The following is a 15,582-nucleotide window of genomic DNA, read 5'->3' as shown; positions in this document are numbered from 1 at the left end:
TTAATAATAGGGTTTAATATGCAGTGTTATAACATCCATATGCTATGTCCGATGGATATGGTCGTAAAGAAGTGGCGAACGGAAATGCAACCAAAAGAGATGTTCTTCGGTCAATCGCTAGTTTCGGTCTAGGTTCAGTTGCTGTTACAGGGATTGCTGCTGCTGATGATAAGGAAAACTCTCAAGAAAACCACATCCATGAAGTCTCTAATGAGAGAAAGGAACACTTTATTAATGAGATCACCAAGTCTAAACAGTACGGTTCTGTTGAAAAAATGATTGTTGAGGGTGATTTCATTCCTCAGTTTGAAGAAGGTGTCGTCTATGAAGTAGATGAAAAACACGAGAGGTTCGATGACAGTGGTCTTGTTGCTCACATACCAACCGATAACAAACAGGATGACTCGCTTTCAGTAGATATTTCTGGCTATTCAGTCAGCGGTGATGCTTCGGAACTTGAACTTTGGGTAAGAGCCTCAAATGAAGATCGCCCACTTGGAACACTTTATACTAGTGATGAAATACTTAGGGAAGAAGAAAAAGGATATATTGCGCGGTTCCCTGGATCTAGTGATTATCCTTCAGACTCCCCTCAGCCACAGATAAACATTCCCGGTTGGAGTGATATCCGAGAAGCAGCTGAGTCAGTTATTGATTCTGGTAAAGAGATCATAAGTAATACGGCAGACACGTTCACAGAAACTGCAGATTACCTAACGGATGAAGCCTCTGATTGGGCTGAGGAGGCATATGAACAATCGGAACCAATAATTGAGAACGTTGACTTAGATCCAACACCTGAAAGAAAACCACCAGAAGATCTCAAAGATGAAATGAATAATATCGATGCAGAGTACAGCTTTACGGTAGATCTGCAACGAGCGTGTGCCTATGGTGGCGCGTTAACTATTGGTGGTGGTATCGGCATCACCCTAACTGGCGTCGGTGCTGGAGCCGGTACACTTGCTATAGTTGGCGGCGGTGTAGTTGCAACCGTCGCTTCTTGTACAGTAACTGAATTAGTAAATGCATTTAAGGAGGACACTAGTTGTACTTTCAGATATGCGTATGTATTTGAAGAGACGAATACTCGGGGAGACACAGAATATTGGTATATTGCTGTTCCGTGTGAATAAGCACTGTATACACCAATAGACATCCCAATCGGCGTTTTTAATACATACATAATTAGTAAACATATAATTATGTCTAGTGGGCACGATCCAACAAAATCCCAACTGATTGGCGTTATCATCACTGGAATCGGCTCGCTCGTAGTCGGTGCCTTGATGATTGTTATAAATAACTTTGTAACTGCTATTGGCTTATTCGCTATCTCACTCCTCTGTATATCTTGGTTATCGTCATCCAGTGTTCGGGATTGGATGGACGATCACCAGTACGCTCTTTCTCTTATTTTGTCTGTATTGGCGCTTATTTCAATCGGAGGGATTTTTCCTTGGACATAGAGTCCTGATCCCGTCGCCGGAGCGACACCGACCGGATCAACCGGTCAATATCCTAACGTTCTTTAGGGTTGCTTGCGTAACGCAGAAACGCGCACGAAAGTGCGCAGAGCCGGAGTGTACAGCACCAACCCCACACTCCGGCTCAACGATACGCCCCCGCGAAGCGGGAGCAATCCATCATTGGCGTTGGCGAAATAAAGACCTGCCGACGTCTCGCCGACACAGTCGTAGCTGTCGCTGGGTCACTCGCTGGAGTGCGTTCCGCTGCGTCGGGGCCTACAAACCGAGTAACATATGGTCTCGAGAATTACACTCCACTGCGACTGTGGTACCGATGTTCATACTACGACGACCGATGAGCCGGCCACCTGTCCGGACTGCGACGCAACGTTTGCGCTGACAGTAGTCGAACTCCTCGATGAGTACGATGCATCCCACCCTCGTCACGGCACTCGCACGAATCGCGGCCCATGAGGGTTGCGACCGAACGACGTTGCCACCGCTGTACGATTCCATCGATCCCGAGGCGTTGGCCGCACTGCTCGAGTCGAACGCGGACGTTACCGTCCGGTTCGAGTACGAGGACTACCGCGTCGTGATCGGTCCCGACGAAGTGACGGTGACCGACGCGGATCGGTGACCGGTCGTCGATTCGAATCGACGGACGATTTCCCCTTTTTCTCGAGCCGTTGTTGCTGGGCTGTCGGAAGATTCCGAGAGGAACGCGTCCCGATGACTCCGGTTGAAACGGGTTCGTTGTGACGTCGGGGAGACGTCTTCGAGGCCGGCGAGAGCGCGCAAGAGGCAATAGAGACGGGTAGCGAGGGAGACAGCGGAGGAACCGACGTGTCCCACTCCGTCGACGAAGCTCCATCCGACGTTTGAGAGAGACGAAACGGGAGTCGGAACCGATTACGATGACTCCGATTTCCATCGACCCCCCGGGTTCTGAGGGCTACTCCCGGTCGACGGAAACCAATTTATGAGAGTACCCTGCATGGGTGCTCACAGGCGGAGTTTCCGCATGGTTTCAGACGAACCCTTGTGGGGTTGAAGCGGCTTTCGCTCAGTGTCGATACGCTCTTTCGAAACCGGTTTCAGACGAACCCTTGTGGGGTTGAAGCCACGGGATGACCAGCATCCCGAAGCCACTCAAAGCAGTTTCAGACGAACCCTTGTGGGGTTGAAGCTCCGGGAGCGAGATCGATCTCGAGGTCTCCATCGGGTTTCAGACGAACCCTTGTGGGGTTGAAGCACCGGGTCGCCGTTCGACGTGGTGGACGCGCTGGTTTCAGACGAACCCTTGGAAGGTTGAAGTCGGGAGCGACTCTCCCTCGAGCTTGGGGCAGAGTTTTATCAGTACAGTGAACGCATGAAACGAGTGAAAGCCCGAGCGATGACAGACGATAACCGAAAAGCGATCCGTGATGCCCGTCGGAATGACCAGAAATACACGGAGCAAATCACGCCAGCCGGCGCGTCGTCGATACCCCCGTAGGGACATCGCGTTTTATCGAAACCGACCAACCGGTCAATATCCTAACGTTCTTTAGGGTTGCTTGCGTAACGCAGAAACGCGCACGAAAGTGCGCAGAGCCGGAGTGTACAGCACCAACCACACACTCCGGCTCACACATCCGCCCCCGCGAAGCGGGAGCAATCCACCATTGGCGTTGGCGAAATAAAGACCTGCCGACGTCCCGCCGATACAGTCGTAGCTGCCGCTGGGTCGCTCGCTGGATTGCCTTTCGCTGCGTCGGGGCCTGCAAACCGAGTAACATATGGTCTCGAGAATTACACTCCACTGCGACTGTGGTACCGACGTCGATATGACGACGACCGACGAGCCGGCAACGTGTCCCGATTGTGAGGCAGCGTTCGCGCTGACTGTTGTCGAACTCCCCGACGACTACGATGCATTCAGCACTCACCACGGCACTCACACGAATCGCGGTCCGTGAGGACTGCGACCGAACGACGTTGCCACCGCTGTACGATTCCATCGATCCCGGGGCGCTGACCGCCGTCCTCGAGTCGAACGCGGACGTTACCGTCCGGTTCGAGTACGAGGGCTACCGCGTCGTGATCGGTCCCGACGAGGTGACGGTGATCGACGCGGATCGGTGACCGGTCGTCGATTCGGATCGGTTGACGACCACTCCCCTTTTCTCGAGCCGTTGTCCCTCGGGCTGTCGGAAGATTCCGAGAGGATCGCGTCTCGGTCACTCCGGTCGATACGGGTTCGTTGCGACGTCGAGACGGGAGATGTCCTCGGAAGCGTCGAAATCGTCGTCGAAGGCGTAGCAGTACCCGATCCCCTCGCCCTGCATGTAGGCAACGATACAGGCATCGACGAACGAGAAGCGCTCGTACTGCCGAAAGAGTGCTTTCGCCGCGGCAAACTCGTCCGCCGTCAGTGAGTCGATGTGGAATCGCGTATTCTCTTCGATCCGATCGAAAAAGTCGACGGCGGCGTCGTGGCCCGCGTGGGTCGTGAGCCCGTTGAGCGTCTCTGCGAGGACGTGATCGAGGATCACCGCTTCCGGGAGGGCACCGGTGTCGATTCCCCTGAGGATCGGGAGGGCATCCTCGTGGGCGCTGTCACGGCGGTACGCCGCCGCGAAGAGAACGGTCGTATCGACGAGTGCACGCGGCATCTATTCGACGTCGACGCCCCACGCGTCGTGGTCGCTCTCTACGGCTGTCGTCCGATCGCCGTCGTAGCCGTCGAAGCCGCCGAACGTCCCGCTGCGCTGCTGGACGACCGTGACGCGGAGCGTGCCGTCGTCCTCGACGCGCCAGCGGAGTTTGTCGCCGTCGTCGATGTCGAGTTCACGGCGGATGCGGGCGGGAATGTTCGCTTGATTCCCCGAAACCTTGCTCTCGGAGTCGACGCGCTCACTACTCATAGACGGGACTACGAGGCCGCCGTTCATAAATCGTAGTGTGAGCGCACACTATCTGCTGAGCCCTTCGCGAAGTTGTCGATTCGTGATATCGAAGTCCTCCCTATCGAGGGACAGCGAGACGATTCTCGCTGTCGAGTCCACGAACGCCGGAAAATCGCTCGAGAACGCGGTCCGGCGACTCGGACTCGTGTCCGTGATCGACTCGCCACGGGTTCGGGAGACCATTCGATCGCGGCCGCGATGGCGATACCAACGATCCACAGCGGCAGTAGCCGGAGATCCCACGAGTAAACTCGTGGGCTTTCGCGCTGTATCTGTGTAATGAATTCACATGGGAGTAGTTCGGCACTACTCGTTCAATTGGTAGTCGACCGTGAAGTTCCGCTGCGGGCCCGCTCGAGCAGTGACACAGCGACAGGTTCGATCCGGCTCGAATACTGCATGAGCGACGTCCCGAGAATACTCATGACGAGGACGTAGCCGACGGTAAAGGCGTAGATGGTCTGGGCCGTCTCCGCTGCCATGCTGCTTCCGGCCCCGGAGAGGGCAAGGCTCGCGATGATCAGCGAGAACTCGCCGCGGGTGGTCATTCCGAGTCCGACCCGTAGCGATCGGCGATCATCGAGGCCGTATATCCGTCCACCGAGGTAGCCGCTCACGATCTTCGTCGGCGTCGTCACGATCACGGCAGCGACGATCATCCCGAGAATCGAGAGCATGAACAGCCCAGGATCAGTGACGAGCCCAATCCAGAAGAAGAAGATCGCTGCGAACGCGTCTCGCAGCGGCTCGAGCAGCCGCTCTAGGTCGTGGACGTGATCGGTCGAGGAGAAGGCCATGCCGACGAAGAAGGCGGCGACAGCCTCGCTGACACCTAGTGCGAGCGCGATCCCGGCGACGAGGATCGTGACGCCGAGTGCCCGAACGACGATGAACTCGTTCGTGTCGGCGTCGAGAAAGCGCTGAAAGAAGCCGGTCCCGAAGGTGACGAGCCCGAGCAACGCGAGGATGAACCCGACCGCGATCCCGATCTGTCCCGCAGCTTCCCCGATATCACCGCCGCCCAGAAGCAGTGCGGACGCGATCGCCAGGTAGACGGCGATGAACAGGTCCTCGTAGACGAGCGTGCTGAGCATGGGTTCGGACTCGTCGTTGGCGATCCAGCCCAGATCGATCAGTGACTTCGTGATGATCGCACTCGAGGAGATGTAGACGATGCCCGCCGTCAGGAAGGCCGCGAGGAAGCCACCGAAGACGAGATAGCCGAACACCAGCCCGATACCGAAGTTGATGACCAGATCGATGGATCCTGCTTTGCCGATCCGATCTTTGCTCGCGATCAATCGACTCAGATTGAACTCGAGGCCGAGAAAGAACAGGAGGAGGACGATCCCGATCTCCGCGCCGACGACGATGAAGTCGGTTTCGCCGAGTGCGAGGCCGCCGACTGCGGCTAGGAGATCGACGCCACCGATCGTCACCTCGGGAACGGTGACGGCGACCGCACCGATTCCGATCTCGCTGCCGGCGAGGGCGGGGAGCTCACCCAGTACGTTCGATCCCAGCAGGACGCCGACGATGATATAAAACGGGATCACCGACTGATCGATCCGATTCGAGACGACCCCGACGAGGGCGACCGCGGCGAAGAGGATGCCGACGTCGACGAGGGCCGTTTCAGTCGCCACTAGCGCTCACCTCGGGCAGGAACATTCGGCGCAATCACTCGTCGAGTCCGGCTCCGAGCAGTTCCTCGAACTGGGTGCAGTCCTCGCGGTCGCCGATGACGACCAGCGTGTCACCGACCTCGAGGACGGTCTCCGGCGTCGGCGGCGAGATCAGTTCCTCGCCGCGCTGAATGGCGACTATGGAGACGCCCGTCTCGTCGCGGATGTTCGCCTCAGCCAGGGTCTTCCCGGCTACCTCGGCGGTTTCGGAGACGCCGTACCACTCGAGGTAGGTATCGTCGGAGAGCATCGTCTCCACCTGTTCGGCCTGCACCGGCTGGAAGTACGCCCCTTCCAGAATCGTGCCGATCTTTCGGGCCAGCCGATCCGACACCTCGAAGACCTTCTCGCTGTCCGCATCCGCGTCCGCTTTCAGATACACCTCTCGTTTCCCCGTGTTGTGGGTCACGATGACGAGGCGCTCCCCGTCATCGAGTTCGATCTCGAACTTCTTCCCGACGCCGGGGAGGTCGCTCTCATAGACGGTCATACGTCATCAAAGCGAGGGCGTGACAATAAATGGCGTGTCCCGTCGACCGATTCGCGGTCGTCTCTGTCGGTGATTCTCTCGACGCTGTCAGAGAACGATTTCCGGGTATCGTACCGCTCGCGCTCGAGGACCGATACGCGGTGACGACGAATCGTCCGGATAGAACCGGCAATTTAATCGATCGGAGATACTATCGACGGTGACTGGAGGACACCAAATGCGCGAGTTTCGGGACATCGAGGGACTGCACCCGCGCGATCTGACGCAACGCCAACGACTGTTAGCGCTATTCGTCGTCGGTCTCGGTTTGGTTGTCCTCTTCTACACGGTCGTCTACAACTGGGGAATGCAAACGCTCGAGAATCGCCCCCAGTCTATCTTTCGGTCGTTCCAGACGGTCGTCGAGACGATGACGACGACCGGATTCGGAGCGGATGCGCCTTGGGCGACGCCGGTGATGAACATCCTAATGGTGTCGATCCAGGTGACGGGGGTCATCATCGGGTTCGTCACGCTACGCGTCTTGGTCATCCCGCTCTTCGAGCGGACGCCGCTGGACCTCTCCGACCGCCTCACGACCAAGAACGACCACGTCGTCATCGCGGAGTACCAGCATGATACCGAGTTGCTTCTCGACGAACTCGAGGAACTCGATATCGACTACGTCCTCATCGAATCCGACGAGGAGGATGCGAAGCGGCTCTCGGACGACGGCTATCAGGCTATCCATGGCGATCCCGAGGAACGCACTGACCTCGACCGTGCGACGATCGATCGAGCGTCGCTGCTCATCACCGACGCTGGTGACGAGACCGCGAGCATCGTCCTGACGGCGCTGGAAGCCAACGAGGACCTGCGGGTGATCAGTTTCACCGAGTCGACGCGCCGCAAGGCAGCACTGGCGGAGGTCGGCGTCGACCGCAGTATCGCCCCGCACGCGCTGATTGGCCAGCGGTTGGCGGAGAAAGCGGCGACGCCGGTCACGGTGCCCGACCGAGCCGACGGCGACGAGGTCGACGTCCGCGAGATCCTCGTCCGACGGGATAGCCCGCTCCACGGCGTCAGAGTGCGCGACTCGCCGGTCGTGAACCACCCGAACCTGACGCTGGTCGCCGGGTGGTTCGACGGCGACTTGCACCTGCCGCCGTCACCCGGCGACGAACTCACGCCCAATACCGTGCTGGTCGTCGCCGGACCGAGGAGCGAGATAGACGAAATCACGGACGAAATCGCGGGTGCTCAGTCGCGGCGCATCCAGACCCCCTCACAGCTCATCGTCGCCGGCTTCGGCGAGGGCGGAACCGCAGCTGTCGACACGCTCCCGGCGGACGTCTCGGTGACGACTATCGACGACTCGGCGGAACGGAATCCCGATGTCGTCGGCGACGTCACCGAACCGGAAACGCTCCGCGAAGCCGGCATCGACGACGCATCGGCCCTGGTCGTCACCGTCGGCACCGATTCGACCGCACTGATGACCATCGCTATCGCCCGCTCGCTCTCGAGCGACGTCGAGATCCTTGCACGCGTGACCGATAGCGAGAAGACGCGATCAGCGTTTCGAGCGGGCGCTGACTACGTTCTCTCCATTCAACAGGTGTCCGCTCGGCTGGTCGCGGCGGAGGTCCACGGCGAACAGGTCATGTCGCCGACGAACCAGATTCGCCTAATTCGGGCCGACGCGGCACCGTTCGCCGGCGAGTCGCTGAAGGACACTCGTCGCAACCCCGAGCGGGGATGGACCGTGATCGGCGTCTCGCGCGGCGGCACTGTCCATACCGACGAACAGACCGCTATCGAGGCCGACGACCAGGTGATCGTCGCGGGGAGCGACGACGCGATTCAGGAGTTCGAGCGGACGGTCCCGACCTCGTGATTTTTGCCGCTATCGCCTAAGGCACGACAGTGATCCCGATTACCCACCTCCTAACTGTCTCCGCTAGTTTTAGTTGGCACGGCCCCGGCTTGTCTACTACTTTCACTCTATATCTCTCACTTCGGCAATTTTGCCTTTCTCCCAGCGCGGCGCGCGATCTGCGCGCGCAATTACCCCTGCCCCCGTAGGGGCATTGCGTTTTATCGAAACCGACCAACCGGTCAATATCCTAACGTTCTTTAGGATAGATTGCGTACCACACAAACGCGCACGAAAGTGCGCAGAGCCGGAGTCTGGCCACCAAGCACACACTCCGGCTCGCACGACACCCCCGCAAAGCGGGAGCAATCCACCATTGGCGTTGGCGAAATAAAGACCTGCCGACGTCCCGCCGACACAGTCGTAGCTGCCGCTGGATCTCTCGCTGGATCGCGTTCCGCTGCGTCGGGGCCTGAAACCGAGTTACACATGGTCTCGAGAATTACACTCCACTGCGATTGCGGCACCGATGTTCATACTACGACGACCGATGAGCCGGCAACGTGTCCGGACTGCGAAGCAACGTTCTCGCTGACTGTTGTCGAACTCCCCGACGACTACGATGCATCCCGCCCTCGTCACGGCACTCGCACGAATCGCGGCCCGTGAGGACCGCGATCGGACGGCGTTGCCACCGCTATACGATTCCATCGATCCCGAGGCGCTGACCGCCGTCCTCGAGTCGAACGCCGACGTTCGCGTTCGCTTCGAGTACGAGGGCTACCGCGTCGTGATCGGTTCCGACGAGGTGACGGTGATCGACGCGGATCGGTAGCGGCTCACCGATCGGTCCTCCCGGCCGACCGCTCCGTCACCCGTCGGCTCGAGCGGCGAGCCGACAGAAGTTTTCGATCATCCGTTTGCCGAGCGAAAGCGAAATCCCGTCACTGTTCCCGTCGGCGGCCCCGCATCGTCGGGTGAGGATGCTTTCGGGATGAAACTGGACGCCGACGTGTGGTTTCTCGCGGTGGCGAACCGCCATCAACACGCCACGTTCGTCGGTCGTCCGCGCCGTTTCCACGAGCGGGTCCGGGAGGTCCTTCCGCTCGACCGCAAGCGAGTGATAGCGCCCGACCCGAACGGTCGAGGGCAACCCGTCGAAGACGCCCTCGCCGTCGTGGGAGATCGTCGACGGCTTCCCGTGGACGACCGCCGGCGCGTGGCCGACCGGCGCGCCGTGTGCGGCACACAGCGCCTGATGGCCCAGACAGACCCCGAGGACGGGATAGTCGGTGTCGGCGAACAGCGGGATCGAAACGCCGGCCTCCCGGGGCGTCCCCGGCCCCGGCGAGACGACGATCCCCGTCGGATCGAGGGCGCGAACGCCCGCGAGGTCGATCTCGTCGTTTCGACGAACCACGACCTCGTCCGCGATCTCCCCGACGTACTGGACGAGGTTGTACACGAACGAATCGTAGTTGTCGATCACCAGCATCTCCGTCATGACTGCTTCCCTCCGTCGTCCTCGAGCGCCATTGCCGCCCGCTCGCCGAGCGCTTCGTCGACGGCGGTGATCAGCGCGCGGGCCTTGTCGAGGGTTTCGTCGTACTCGCGGTGCGGCTCCGAGTCGTGGACGATCCCCGCCCCGACGCGGAGGTGGTACTCGTCGGCGTGGCGGACGAGCGTCCGGATGACGATGTTCAGCGTCGCACGCCCGTCGAACCCGAAGATCCCGACGCTGCCGGTGTACGGTCCCCGCCGCGTCGCCTCGAGTTCGTCGATGATCTCCATCGTCCGTGGCTTCGGCGCGCCGGTGATCGTCCCGCCGGGGAAGACGGCCGCGACGGCGTCGGCGAGACTCGCGGCCGGCCGGAGTCGACCGGTGACGTTCGAGACGAGGTGCATCACTTCGGAGTACCGATCGATCCGACGGTACTCGTCGACCGTCACCGATCCGTACTCGCAGACCTTTCCGAGGTCGTTGCGCTCGAGATCGACCAGCATCGCGTGTTCGGCCCGTTCCTTCTCGTCGGTCAGCAGATCCTCCTCGAGCGCGGCGTCTTCCGCGGGCGTCTCGCCCCGCGGGCGGGTCCCGGCGATCGGTTCCGTCCGAACGAAGTCGCCGTCCCGCTCGAGAAGCAACTCCGGACTCGCGCTCACCAGATCGGCCGCCCGGAACTCGAGCAGACAGGAATAGGGTGCTGGATTGACCCGCCGCAGGGCGGCGTAGGCCGCGACCGGATGGACCGCGGCGGGCGCGACCAGCCGCTGTGAAACGTTCGCCTGAAAGGTGTCGCCGTCCCGAACGTACTCCTTGGCCCGTCGCACCCGGTCCGCGAAGGCCTCGCGGCCGCACTCGCTCTCGAAGGTCGCCGCGGCGGTCGCGGCCGGCGACTCGCCGATCGACGGATCGCCGTCGCGGACGGCTCGAGCGAGTTCGAGCGCGCGCTCCCGGCCACGTTCGTAGGCGGCCTCGAGCGCGGCGTCCGCGGGTTCGTCCCCGTCGGCATCGACCCGCGGACAGGCCGTAATCCGGAGCGTCGCGTCGTCGCCGTCGGTCGGCTCCTCCCACGCCGCCAGCCGGTCGTAGACGCCGACCTCGAGTCGCGGCAGGCCGCGGTCGTCGACCGACGACGAGGGGAGCGCCTCGAGGTCGCGTGCGACGTCGTAGGAGAGCCAGCCGACCGCGCCGCAGGGATAGGGGACCTCGCAGTCGCCGCGGGCGAGCCGATCGCTCTCTAAAAGCCCCTCCAGTGCGGCGAGGGTCGGCGATGCGTTCTCGGAATCCGCCCCCCGCGTCCACGCGACCGCGTCGGGACCGACCGTGAGGCGATCGACGGGATCGACGCCGAAGTAGCCCCAGCCGGGCTGGCCGCCGGTCGTCTCGAGGAAAACGCCGCCGGTCTCCCCGCGAGCACGTCGATAGGCGAAAAACGGATCGGCAACCGTGACGCGGACCTCGACGGGGACGCGGAGTCCGCCACGCGTCGCCGTCCGACGCCGGTCCGGATCCGACCCGTCGCGGGCGGACACCTCGCGTGCGGCCGCCCGGAACGAGTCGAGCGTCGTGACGACGCGTGGATCGCTCATGCTCCTCGAGAGGAGCCCGGAGCCTAATCCTCTTGCGGTTTGGGCAGTCGAACGGCGTCGGTAAACGGGGTGCCTATCGGACTTCGGCCCTGTCGATCCAGCCCTGAATTCGCTTCTCGGAGATATCGGTTCCCTCGGCGAGTTCGGCCGCGTCCGCGGCGGCAAGGTCGGCGACGGTCTCGACGCCGGCGTCGGCGAGGCGGTCGGCGTAGGCCGGCCCGATCCCCTTGATGGAATCGACGGGTTCGGCGGTCTCCCCCTCGGGTTGCTCCGGTTCCGAATCGTCCGTCATCTCGGCTTCGTCGGCCGCTTGCTTGGCGGACGCTTCGTCCGTCGCGGTCGATTCGGTGTGGGCCGGACGGTCGGGCGTCTTTTCTTCGGTCGGTGCCGCGTCCGTTTCGGTCGGTCCCGTCGCTTCCGCCGGTTCGGCCGCCTCCGCGGGTTCGTCGGTCGGCTCGACCATCGAATCGGTCGACCCGGACGCAGCGCTCCCGGCAGCGGCCGACTCCTCGGCGCTCTCGGTCGTCGAATCGTCCTCGTCGGCCGACGCCGTCGCCGACGCGGGTGCTCCGCGGTCGTCGCGTTCGGCGTCCGCGGACGCCTCGGAATCGGTTCCCCCCTCCCGTTCGACCGTGACGCCCACCTCTCGAGAACCCCGTGGCTCCGGGCCCGAATCGTCGAGCCCCAACAACGATTTCAGCTTTTCGAGGATTGCCATTATCCAGATATAGTCGTCACGATCACTTAAATTCGTCTGATACAAGACACGTCCGGCCTGAAATCACGTTAGCGTCCCATCACGTCACAGCTGCGCCCGCAGCGTCTCGTTCATCGCCTCGACCGGTGCATCAAGTCCCGTCCACAGTTCGAACGCTTCGACGCCCTGATACAGTAACATCCATGCCCCGTCGACCGTCGTCGCGCCGACCGCCGCCGCGTCGCGGAGCAATCGGGTCTCGAGCGGTTGGTAGACGGCGTCGAGCACCGCGAGGTCGCCGTGAAGCGCGTCTGCCGGGACCGGGCTTGCGTCTTCCTCCATGCCGACGCTGGTGGCGTTGACCAGCACGTCGGCGTCCGCAAGCAACGGCTCGAGGTCCTCGAGTCCGCGACCGGTGGCGTCCGGGACCGCCGCGGCGAGATCGCGGGCTTTCGATTCGGTCCGGTTTGCGACCGTGACCGTCGCACCCGCATCGGCGAGCCCGAACGCGATCGCGCGACCCGCGCCGCCGGCCCCGACGACGACCGCGCGTGCACCCTCGATCGTGACGCCGTGGTTTCGCAGTGACCGCAGGGCCCCGACGGCATCGGTGTTGTGACCGGTCGGCGGTCCCGACCCCGAGAAATCGATCGTGTTGACCGCGCCGATCCGTGCCGCCAGCTCGTCCGGTTCGACGTGCTCGAGAGCCGCCTGCTTGAACGGGATCGTCACGTTCAGACCCGCGATCTCGAGCGCGTCGGCACCAGTGATCGCGGCCCCGATGTCGTCGGGTTCCGGCTCGAAGGTCACGTACCGGGCCTCGAGTCCGAGTTCGTCGTAGGCCGTTTCGTGCATCGGCGGCGACAGCGAGTGACCGACCGGGTTTCCGAGCAGCCCGAAGACGTCCATAGCCATAGCTCTCCCTGTACTCGACGGGGCAGGACCATAACGACTCGGAACCGTTCGACACCATCACTCGATGCTCGCGGCTCGGTCACAACTCTCATGGAAGGGCGACTCCGGGCCGCTTATACGACGGTCCTGAGTACTCGCCGGCATGCTCTCGGGAACCCCGCTCTACGTTCTCCTGCTGGTGGGTGGCATCGTCGCGCTGTATGCCGGTGCCGAACTGCTCGTCGCCGGAGCGGGCCGACTCGCGCTGGGGATCGGCCTTCGAGCGTCGACCGTCGGCGTGACGGTGATCGCGTTCGCGACGACCGCGCCGGAACTGTTCGTCGCGACCATCGGGGCGCTCGACGTCTCGACCGACATCGGTCTCGGTGCCGTCGTCGGCTCGAACATCGCGAACATCGGGCTCGTGCTCGGTATCTCCGCGCTCGTCAGACCGCTGTCGGTCAGCGAGACGGTTATGCGACGCCACGTCCCGTTCATGGTGCTTGCGGCGTTCCTGCTCGTCGCACTCGGTGCCAACGGCACGATCGGCCGTCTCGAGGGAGGGATCTTCTTGCTCGTCCTCGCCGGCTTTACCGTGTACCTGCTGTACTACGTCAACGCCGATCCGGCCCCGATGATCGACGAACCGGACGCTGGCGGGGGGATCACACTCCGGGACGGGGCGCTCGTGATCGGCGGGCTGATCGCGCTCGTGATCGGGTCTCGATGGCTGGTTTCGGGCGGTACCGGGGTCCTGTCGGCCCTCGGAGTTCCGGATCTGGTTATCGGACTGACGGTGCTCGCGCTCGGGACCTCGCTGCCGGAACTGGCAGCCTCGGTCGTCGGTGCCGTCCGCGACGAGACGGGGTTTGCGATCGGAAACGTCGTCGGCTCGAACATCTACAACGTCCTCGCCGTACTCGGCGTCGTCGCGCTGATCACGCCGATCGACATCGCTCCGAGCACGCTTCGTCTCGAACTCCCCGTCCTGATCGTCTTTACCGTGTTGCTGGTCGCGATGATGGGGTACGGCCGCCGCCTCACTCGACTCGACGGGGCCGCCCTCGTCGTCGGCTACGGCGTCTTCCTTTCGCTGCTGTTTCTCTGATGGACGGTCACATCGGAAGCGACGTGGCCGTCCCGTCCGACTCGTCCGCCCGTTCGCGCCGGGCGTCCAGTTGATCCAGCCGCGGGCCGATGTGTTCGCACACGAGCGACACGAGTGGGTTTTCGGCACCTTCGCCGGTGATCGCGGTCAGCCGCGGCGATGCGTCCGGCTCGCAGTCGTCGACCGTCACGAGCAACACCCGTTCGCGGTCGGCGAAGACGACGCGGCCGTGATGGAGTCGGTCGACCGGGACGTTGATCCAGTCGAACCGCGGTTCGCAAACGGTCGCGTCCGGAACCGCAGACCGGACGGTGTCCCGAACCCGCGGCGAGCGCGAGCCGACGGAGACGTCGACGCCGCGTTCGGTCGCCTCGTACCAGCCCTCGAGACAGCCCCGCTGGATCATCGCCGCGTCCGGGAGCATGACGAACAGTTCCGATTCGGCGCTTTCGATGAGTTCCCGGCCGCGGGCGAGGACCTGCTCCGTCCCTTCGATCGTCCAGCAAGCGCCCGTCTCCCCGGCGTCAGCGGTGTCGGACCCGGGGAGTGAGTCGGTCTCGACGCTGTCATCCGCGTCGGGTTCGCTCGAGCCGGACGCGGAGCGATCCGTTTCCGGCCGGAGGAGGGCCGATATCTCGCCGAGCGGGCTCGCGGCCATCCAGTCGGTGTGCCACTGTGGCGCATCGCCCACGAGAGCGACCTCGTCGGCCCCCTCGTCGTACTCCAGTAACCCCGCGTCCGAAAGTGCCGGTAACGAACTGTACACGAGTTCCGTCGTCGTCGCCCGACACTCCGATTCGGAGACATCGACGAGTCGCATCTCGTGTTCCGCCGTCACGAGCAACGCGGCGAGATCGGCGACGGAGACCGGGCGTCGCTGGCCGGCCAGAACCGAACAGAGCCGGCGACGGTGCGGCGGCCGGAGGACCTCAAGCGTTCGATCGAGTCGCTCGCGGTTGCCGACGGCACCGTCGGTCGGGTTCGCAAGCAGCGAGCGGACCCACTCGGCGTCGAAGATCGGATGGTCGTTCGGTCGAACCGTCCCGCCGTCGGTTTCGAGGCGAACGACGCCGACGTCCTCGAGTCGTGGCAGGTGGACGTGGACGAGCGTGACCTGCGTTCGGGTACACTGGTCGTCAGTGACGATCGGTGTGTCGTGCTCGAGGGCCGCGACTTCGGTTGCAAGCGTCTCGATCGTGAGAGGGTCCCCCGTCGGCGATCCGGCCGCGTCGAACTGCTCGAGAAGGACCGCGAGCACGTGCCGCCGTTGCGACGGAGCGAGAAGATCGAACGCAACGGTCGTGTCATCGCGGGAAGCGGGACATGAACTCATTGGGTGATAC

General features: G+C 62.4%; 15 protein-coding genes and 1 CRISPR repeat array. Of the genes, 6 read left to right on the top strand and 9 right to left on the bottom strand.

Features of this window, described 5'->3' with window-relative positions; all coding sequences use genetic code 11:
- The first annotated feature begins 44 nt into the window (after positions 1 to 44).
- From TX80_RS18980 to TX80_RS08985, 3 genes are all read left to right on the top strand, one after another.
- On the top strand, positions 45 to 1,136 hold the full coding sequence (locus TX80_RS18980) for a hypothetical protein (RefSeq protein ID WP_154658615.1): 1,092 nt from the start codon (positions 45 to 47) through the stop codon (positions 1,134 to 1,136).
- Positions 1,137 to 1,896: 760 nt separating this feature from the next.
- Positions 1,897 to 2,109, top strand: coding sequence for a HalOD1 output domain-containing protein (locus tag TX80_RS08990; RefSeq protein WP_049923207.1), 213 nt, complete (start codon positions 1,897 to 1,899; stop codon positions 2,107 to 2,109).
- A 387-nt stretch (positions 2,110 to 2,496) separates the two neighbouring features.
- Positions 2,497 to 2,787: a CRISPR direct-repeat array (repeat unit 30 nt; unit sequence GTTTCAGACGAACCCTTGTGGGGTTGAAGC).
- A gap of 596 nt (positions 2,788 to 3,383) precedes the next feature.
- Positions 3,384 to 3,596, top strand: coding sequence for a HalOD1 output domain-containing protein (locus TX80_RS08985; RefSeq protein WP_049922766.1), 213 nt, complete (start codon positions 3,384 to 3,386; stop codon positions 3,594 to 3,596).
- Positions 3,597 to 3,691: 95 nt separating this feature from the next.
- Here the strand turns inward: TX80_RS08985 and TX80_RS08980 are convergent, their stop codons facing one another.
- The 4 genes from TX80_RS08980 to TX80_RS08965 all read right to left on the bottom strand — a co-directional run bounded on the left by TX80_RS08980 (position 3,692) and on the right by TX80_RS08965 (position 6,595).
- Positions 3,692 to 4,126 (bottom strand): PIN domain-containing protein, encoded by a 435-nt coding sequence (locus TX80_RS08980; protein ID WP_049922765.1) that lies wholly within the window; start codon positions 4,124 to 4,126, stop codon positions 3,692 to 3,694.
- Entirely contained in the window at positions 4,127 to 4,378 is a 252-nt protein-coding gene (locus TX80_RS08975; protein ID WP_049922764.1) for an AbrB/MazE/SpoVT family DNA-binding domain-containing protein, read from the bottom strand.
- A 356-nt stretch (positions 4,379 to 4,734) separates the two neighbouring features.
- Positions 4,735 to 6,066, bottom strand: a complete 1,332-nt coding sequence (locus TX80_RS08970; protein ID WP_049922763.1) for a cation:proton antiporter — start codon at positions 6,064 to 6,066, stop codon at positions 4,735 to 4,737.
- Between the two features lie 34 nt (positions 6,067 to 6,100).
- Positions 6,101 to 6,595, bottom strand: coding sequence for a cation:proton antiporter regulatory subunit (locus TX80_RS08965; RefSeq protein ID WP_049922762.1), 495 nt, complete (start codon positions 6,593 to 6,595; stop codon positions 6,101 to 6,103).
- Positions 6,596 to 6,812: 217 nt separating this feature from the next.
- Here TX80_RS08965 and TX80_RS08960 point away from each other — a divergent pair, with 217 nt between their 5' ends.
- Both TX80_RS08960 and TX80_RS08955 read left to right on the top strand, forming a co-directional pair.
- Positions 6,813 to 8,471 carry a potassium channel family protein gene (locus TX80_RS08960; protein ID WP_049922761.1) on the top strand — a complete coding sequence of 553 codons (1,659 nt, stop codon included), beginning with the start codon at positions 6,813 to 6,815 and terminating at the stop codon, positions 8,469 to 8,471.
- A 601-nt stretch (positions 8,472 to 9,072) separates the two neighbouring features.
- Positions 9,073 to 9,285 (top strand): HalOD1 output domain-containing protein, encoded by a 213-nt coding sequence (locus TX80_RS08955; protein WP_049922760.1) that lies wholly within the window; start codon positions 9,073 to 9,075, stop codon positions 9,283 to 9,285.
- Between the two features lie 36 nt (positions 9,286 to 9,321).
- Here the strand turns inward: TX80_RS08955 and TX80_RS08950 are convergent, their stop codons facing one another.
- The 4 genes from TX80_RS08950 to TX80_RS08935 form a co-directional block, all read right to left on the bottom strand.
- Positions 9,322 to 9,954, bottom strand: coding sequence for an anthranilate synthase component II (locus TX80_RS08950; protein ID WP_049922759.1), 633 nt, complete (start codon positions 9,952 to 9,954; stop codon positions 9,322 to 9,324).
- Positions 9,951 to 11,540, bottom strand: a complete 1,590-nt coding sequence (gene pabB, locus TX80_RS08945; RefSeq protein WP_049922758.1) for an aminodeoxychorismate synthase, component I — start codon at positions 11,538 to 11,540, stop codon at positions 9,951 to 9,953. Before pabB ends, TX80_RS08950 begins: the two co-directional genes overlap by 4 nt.
- Before the next feature lie 73 nt (positions 11,541 to 11,613).
- Complete coding sequence (locus tag TX80_RS08940) at positions 11,614 to 12,258, bottom strand: helix-hairpin-helix domain-containing protein (protein ID WP_049922757.1); 645 nt, start codon at positions 12,256 to 12,258, stop codon at positions 11,614 to 11,616.
- An 84-nt stretch (positions 12,259 to 12,342) separates the two neighbouring features.
- Positions 12,343 to 13,146, bottom strand: a complete 804-nt coding sequence (locus tag TX80_RS08935) for a shikimate dehydrogenase (protein ID WP_049922756.1) — start codon at positions 13,144 to 13,146, stop codon at positions 12,343 to 12,345.
- A 148-nt stretch (positions 13,147 to 13,294) separates the two neighbouring features.
- Between TX80_RS08935 and TX80_RS08930 the strand changes: the two genes are divergently transcribed.
- Positions 13,295 to 14,239, top strand: coding sequence for a calcium/sodium antiporter (locus TX80_RS08930; RefSeq protein WP_049922755.1), 945 nt, complete (start codon positions 13,295 to 13,297; stop codon positions 14,237 to 14,239).
- A 7-nt stretch (positions 14,240 to 14,246) separates the two neighbouring features.
- Here the strand turns inward: TX80_RS08930 and TX80_RS08925 are convergent, their stop codons facing one another.
- Positions 14,247 to 15,572: a DUF7344 domain-containing protein gene (locus tag TX80_RS08925; protein WP_049922754.1), complete on the bottom strand. Its 1,326-nt coding sequence runs from the start codon at positions 15,570 to 15,572 to the stop codon at positions 14,247 to 14,249.
- Between the last annotated feature and the right edge of the window lie 10 nt (positions 15,573 to 15,582).

Source organism: Halopiger djelfimassiliensis, from assembly GCF_000455365.1.
GTDB lineage: Archaea > Halobacteriota > Halobacteria > Halobacteriales > Natrialbaceae > Halopiger_B > Halopiger_B djelfimassiliensis.
The sequence above is the reverse complement of the archived record's forward strand: the minus strand, read 5'-3'. Positions and strand labels throughout refer to the sequence as shown.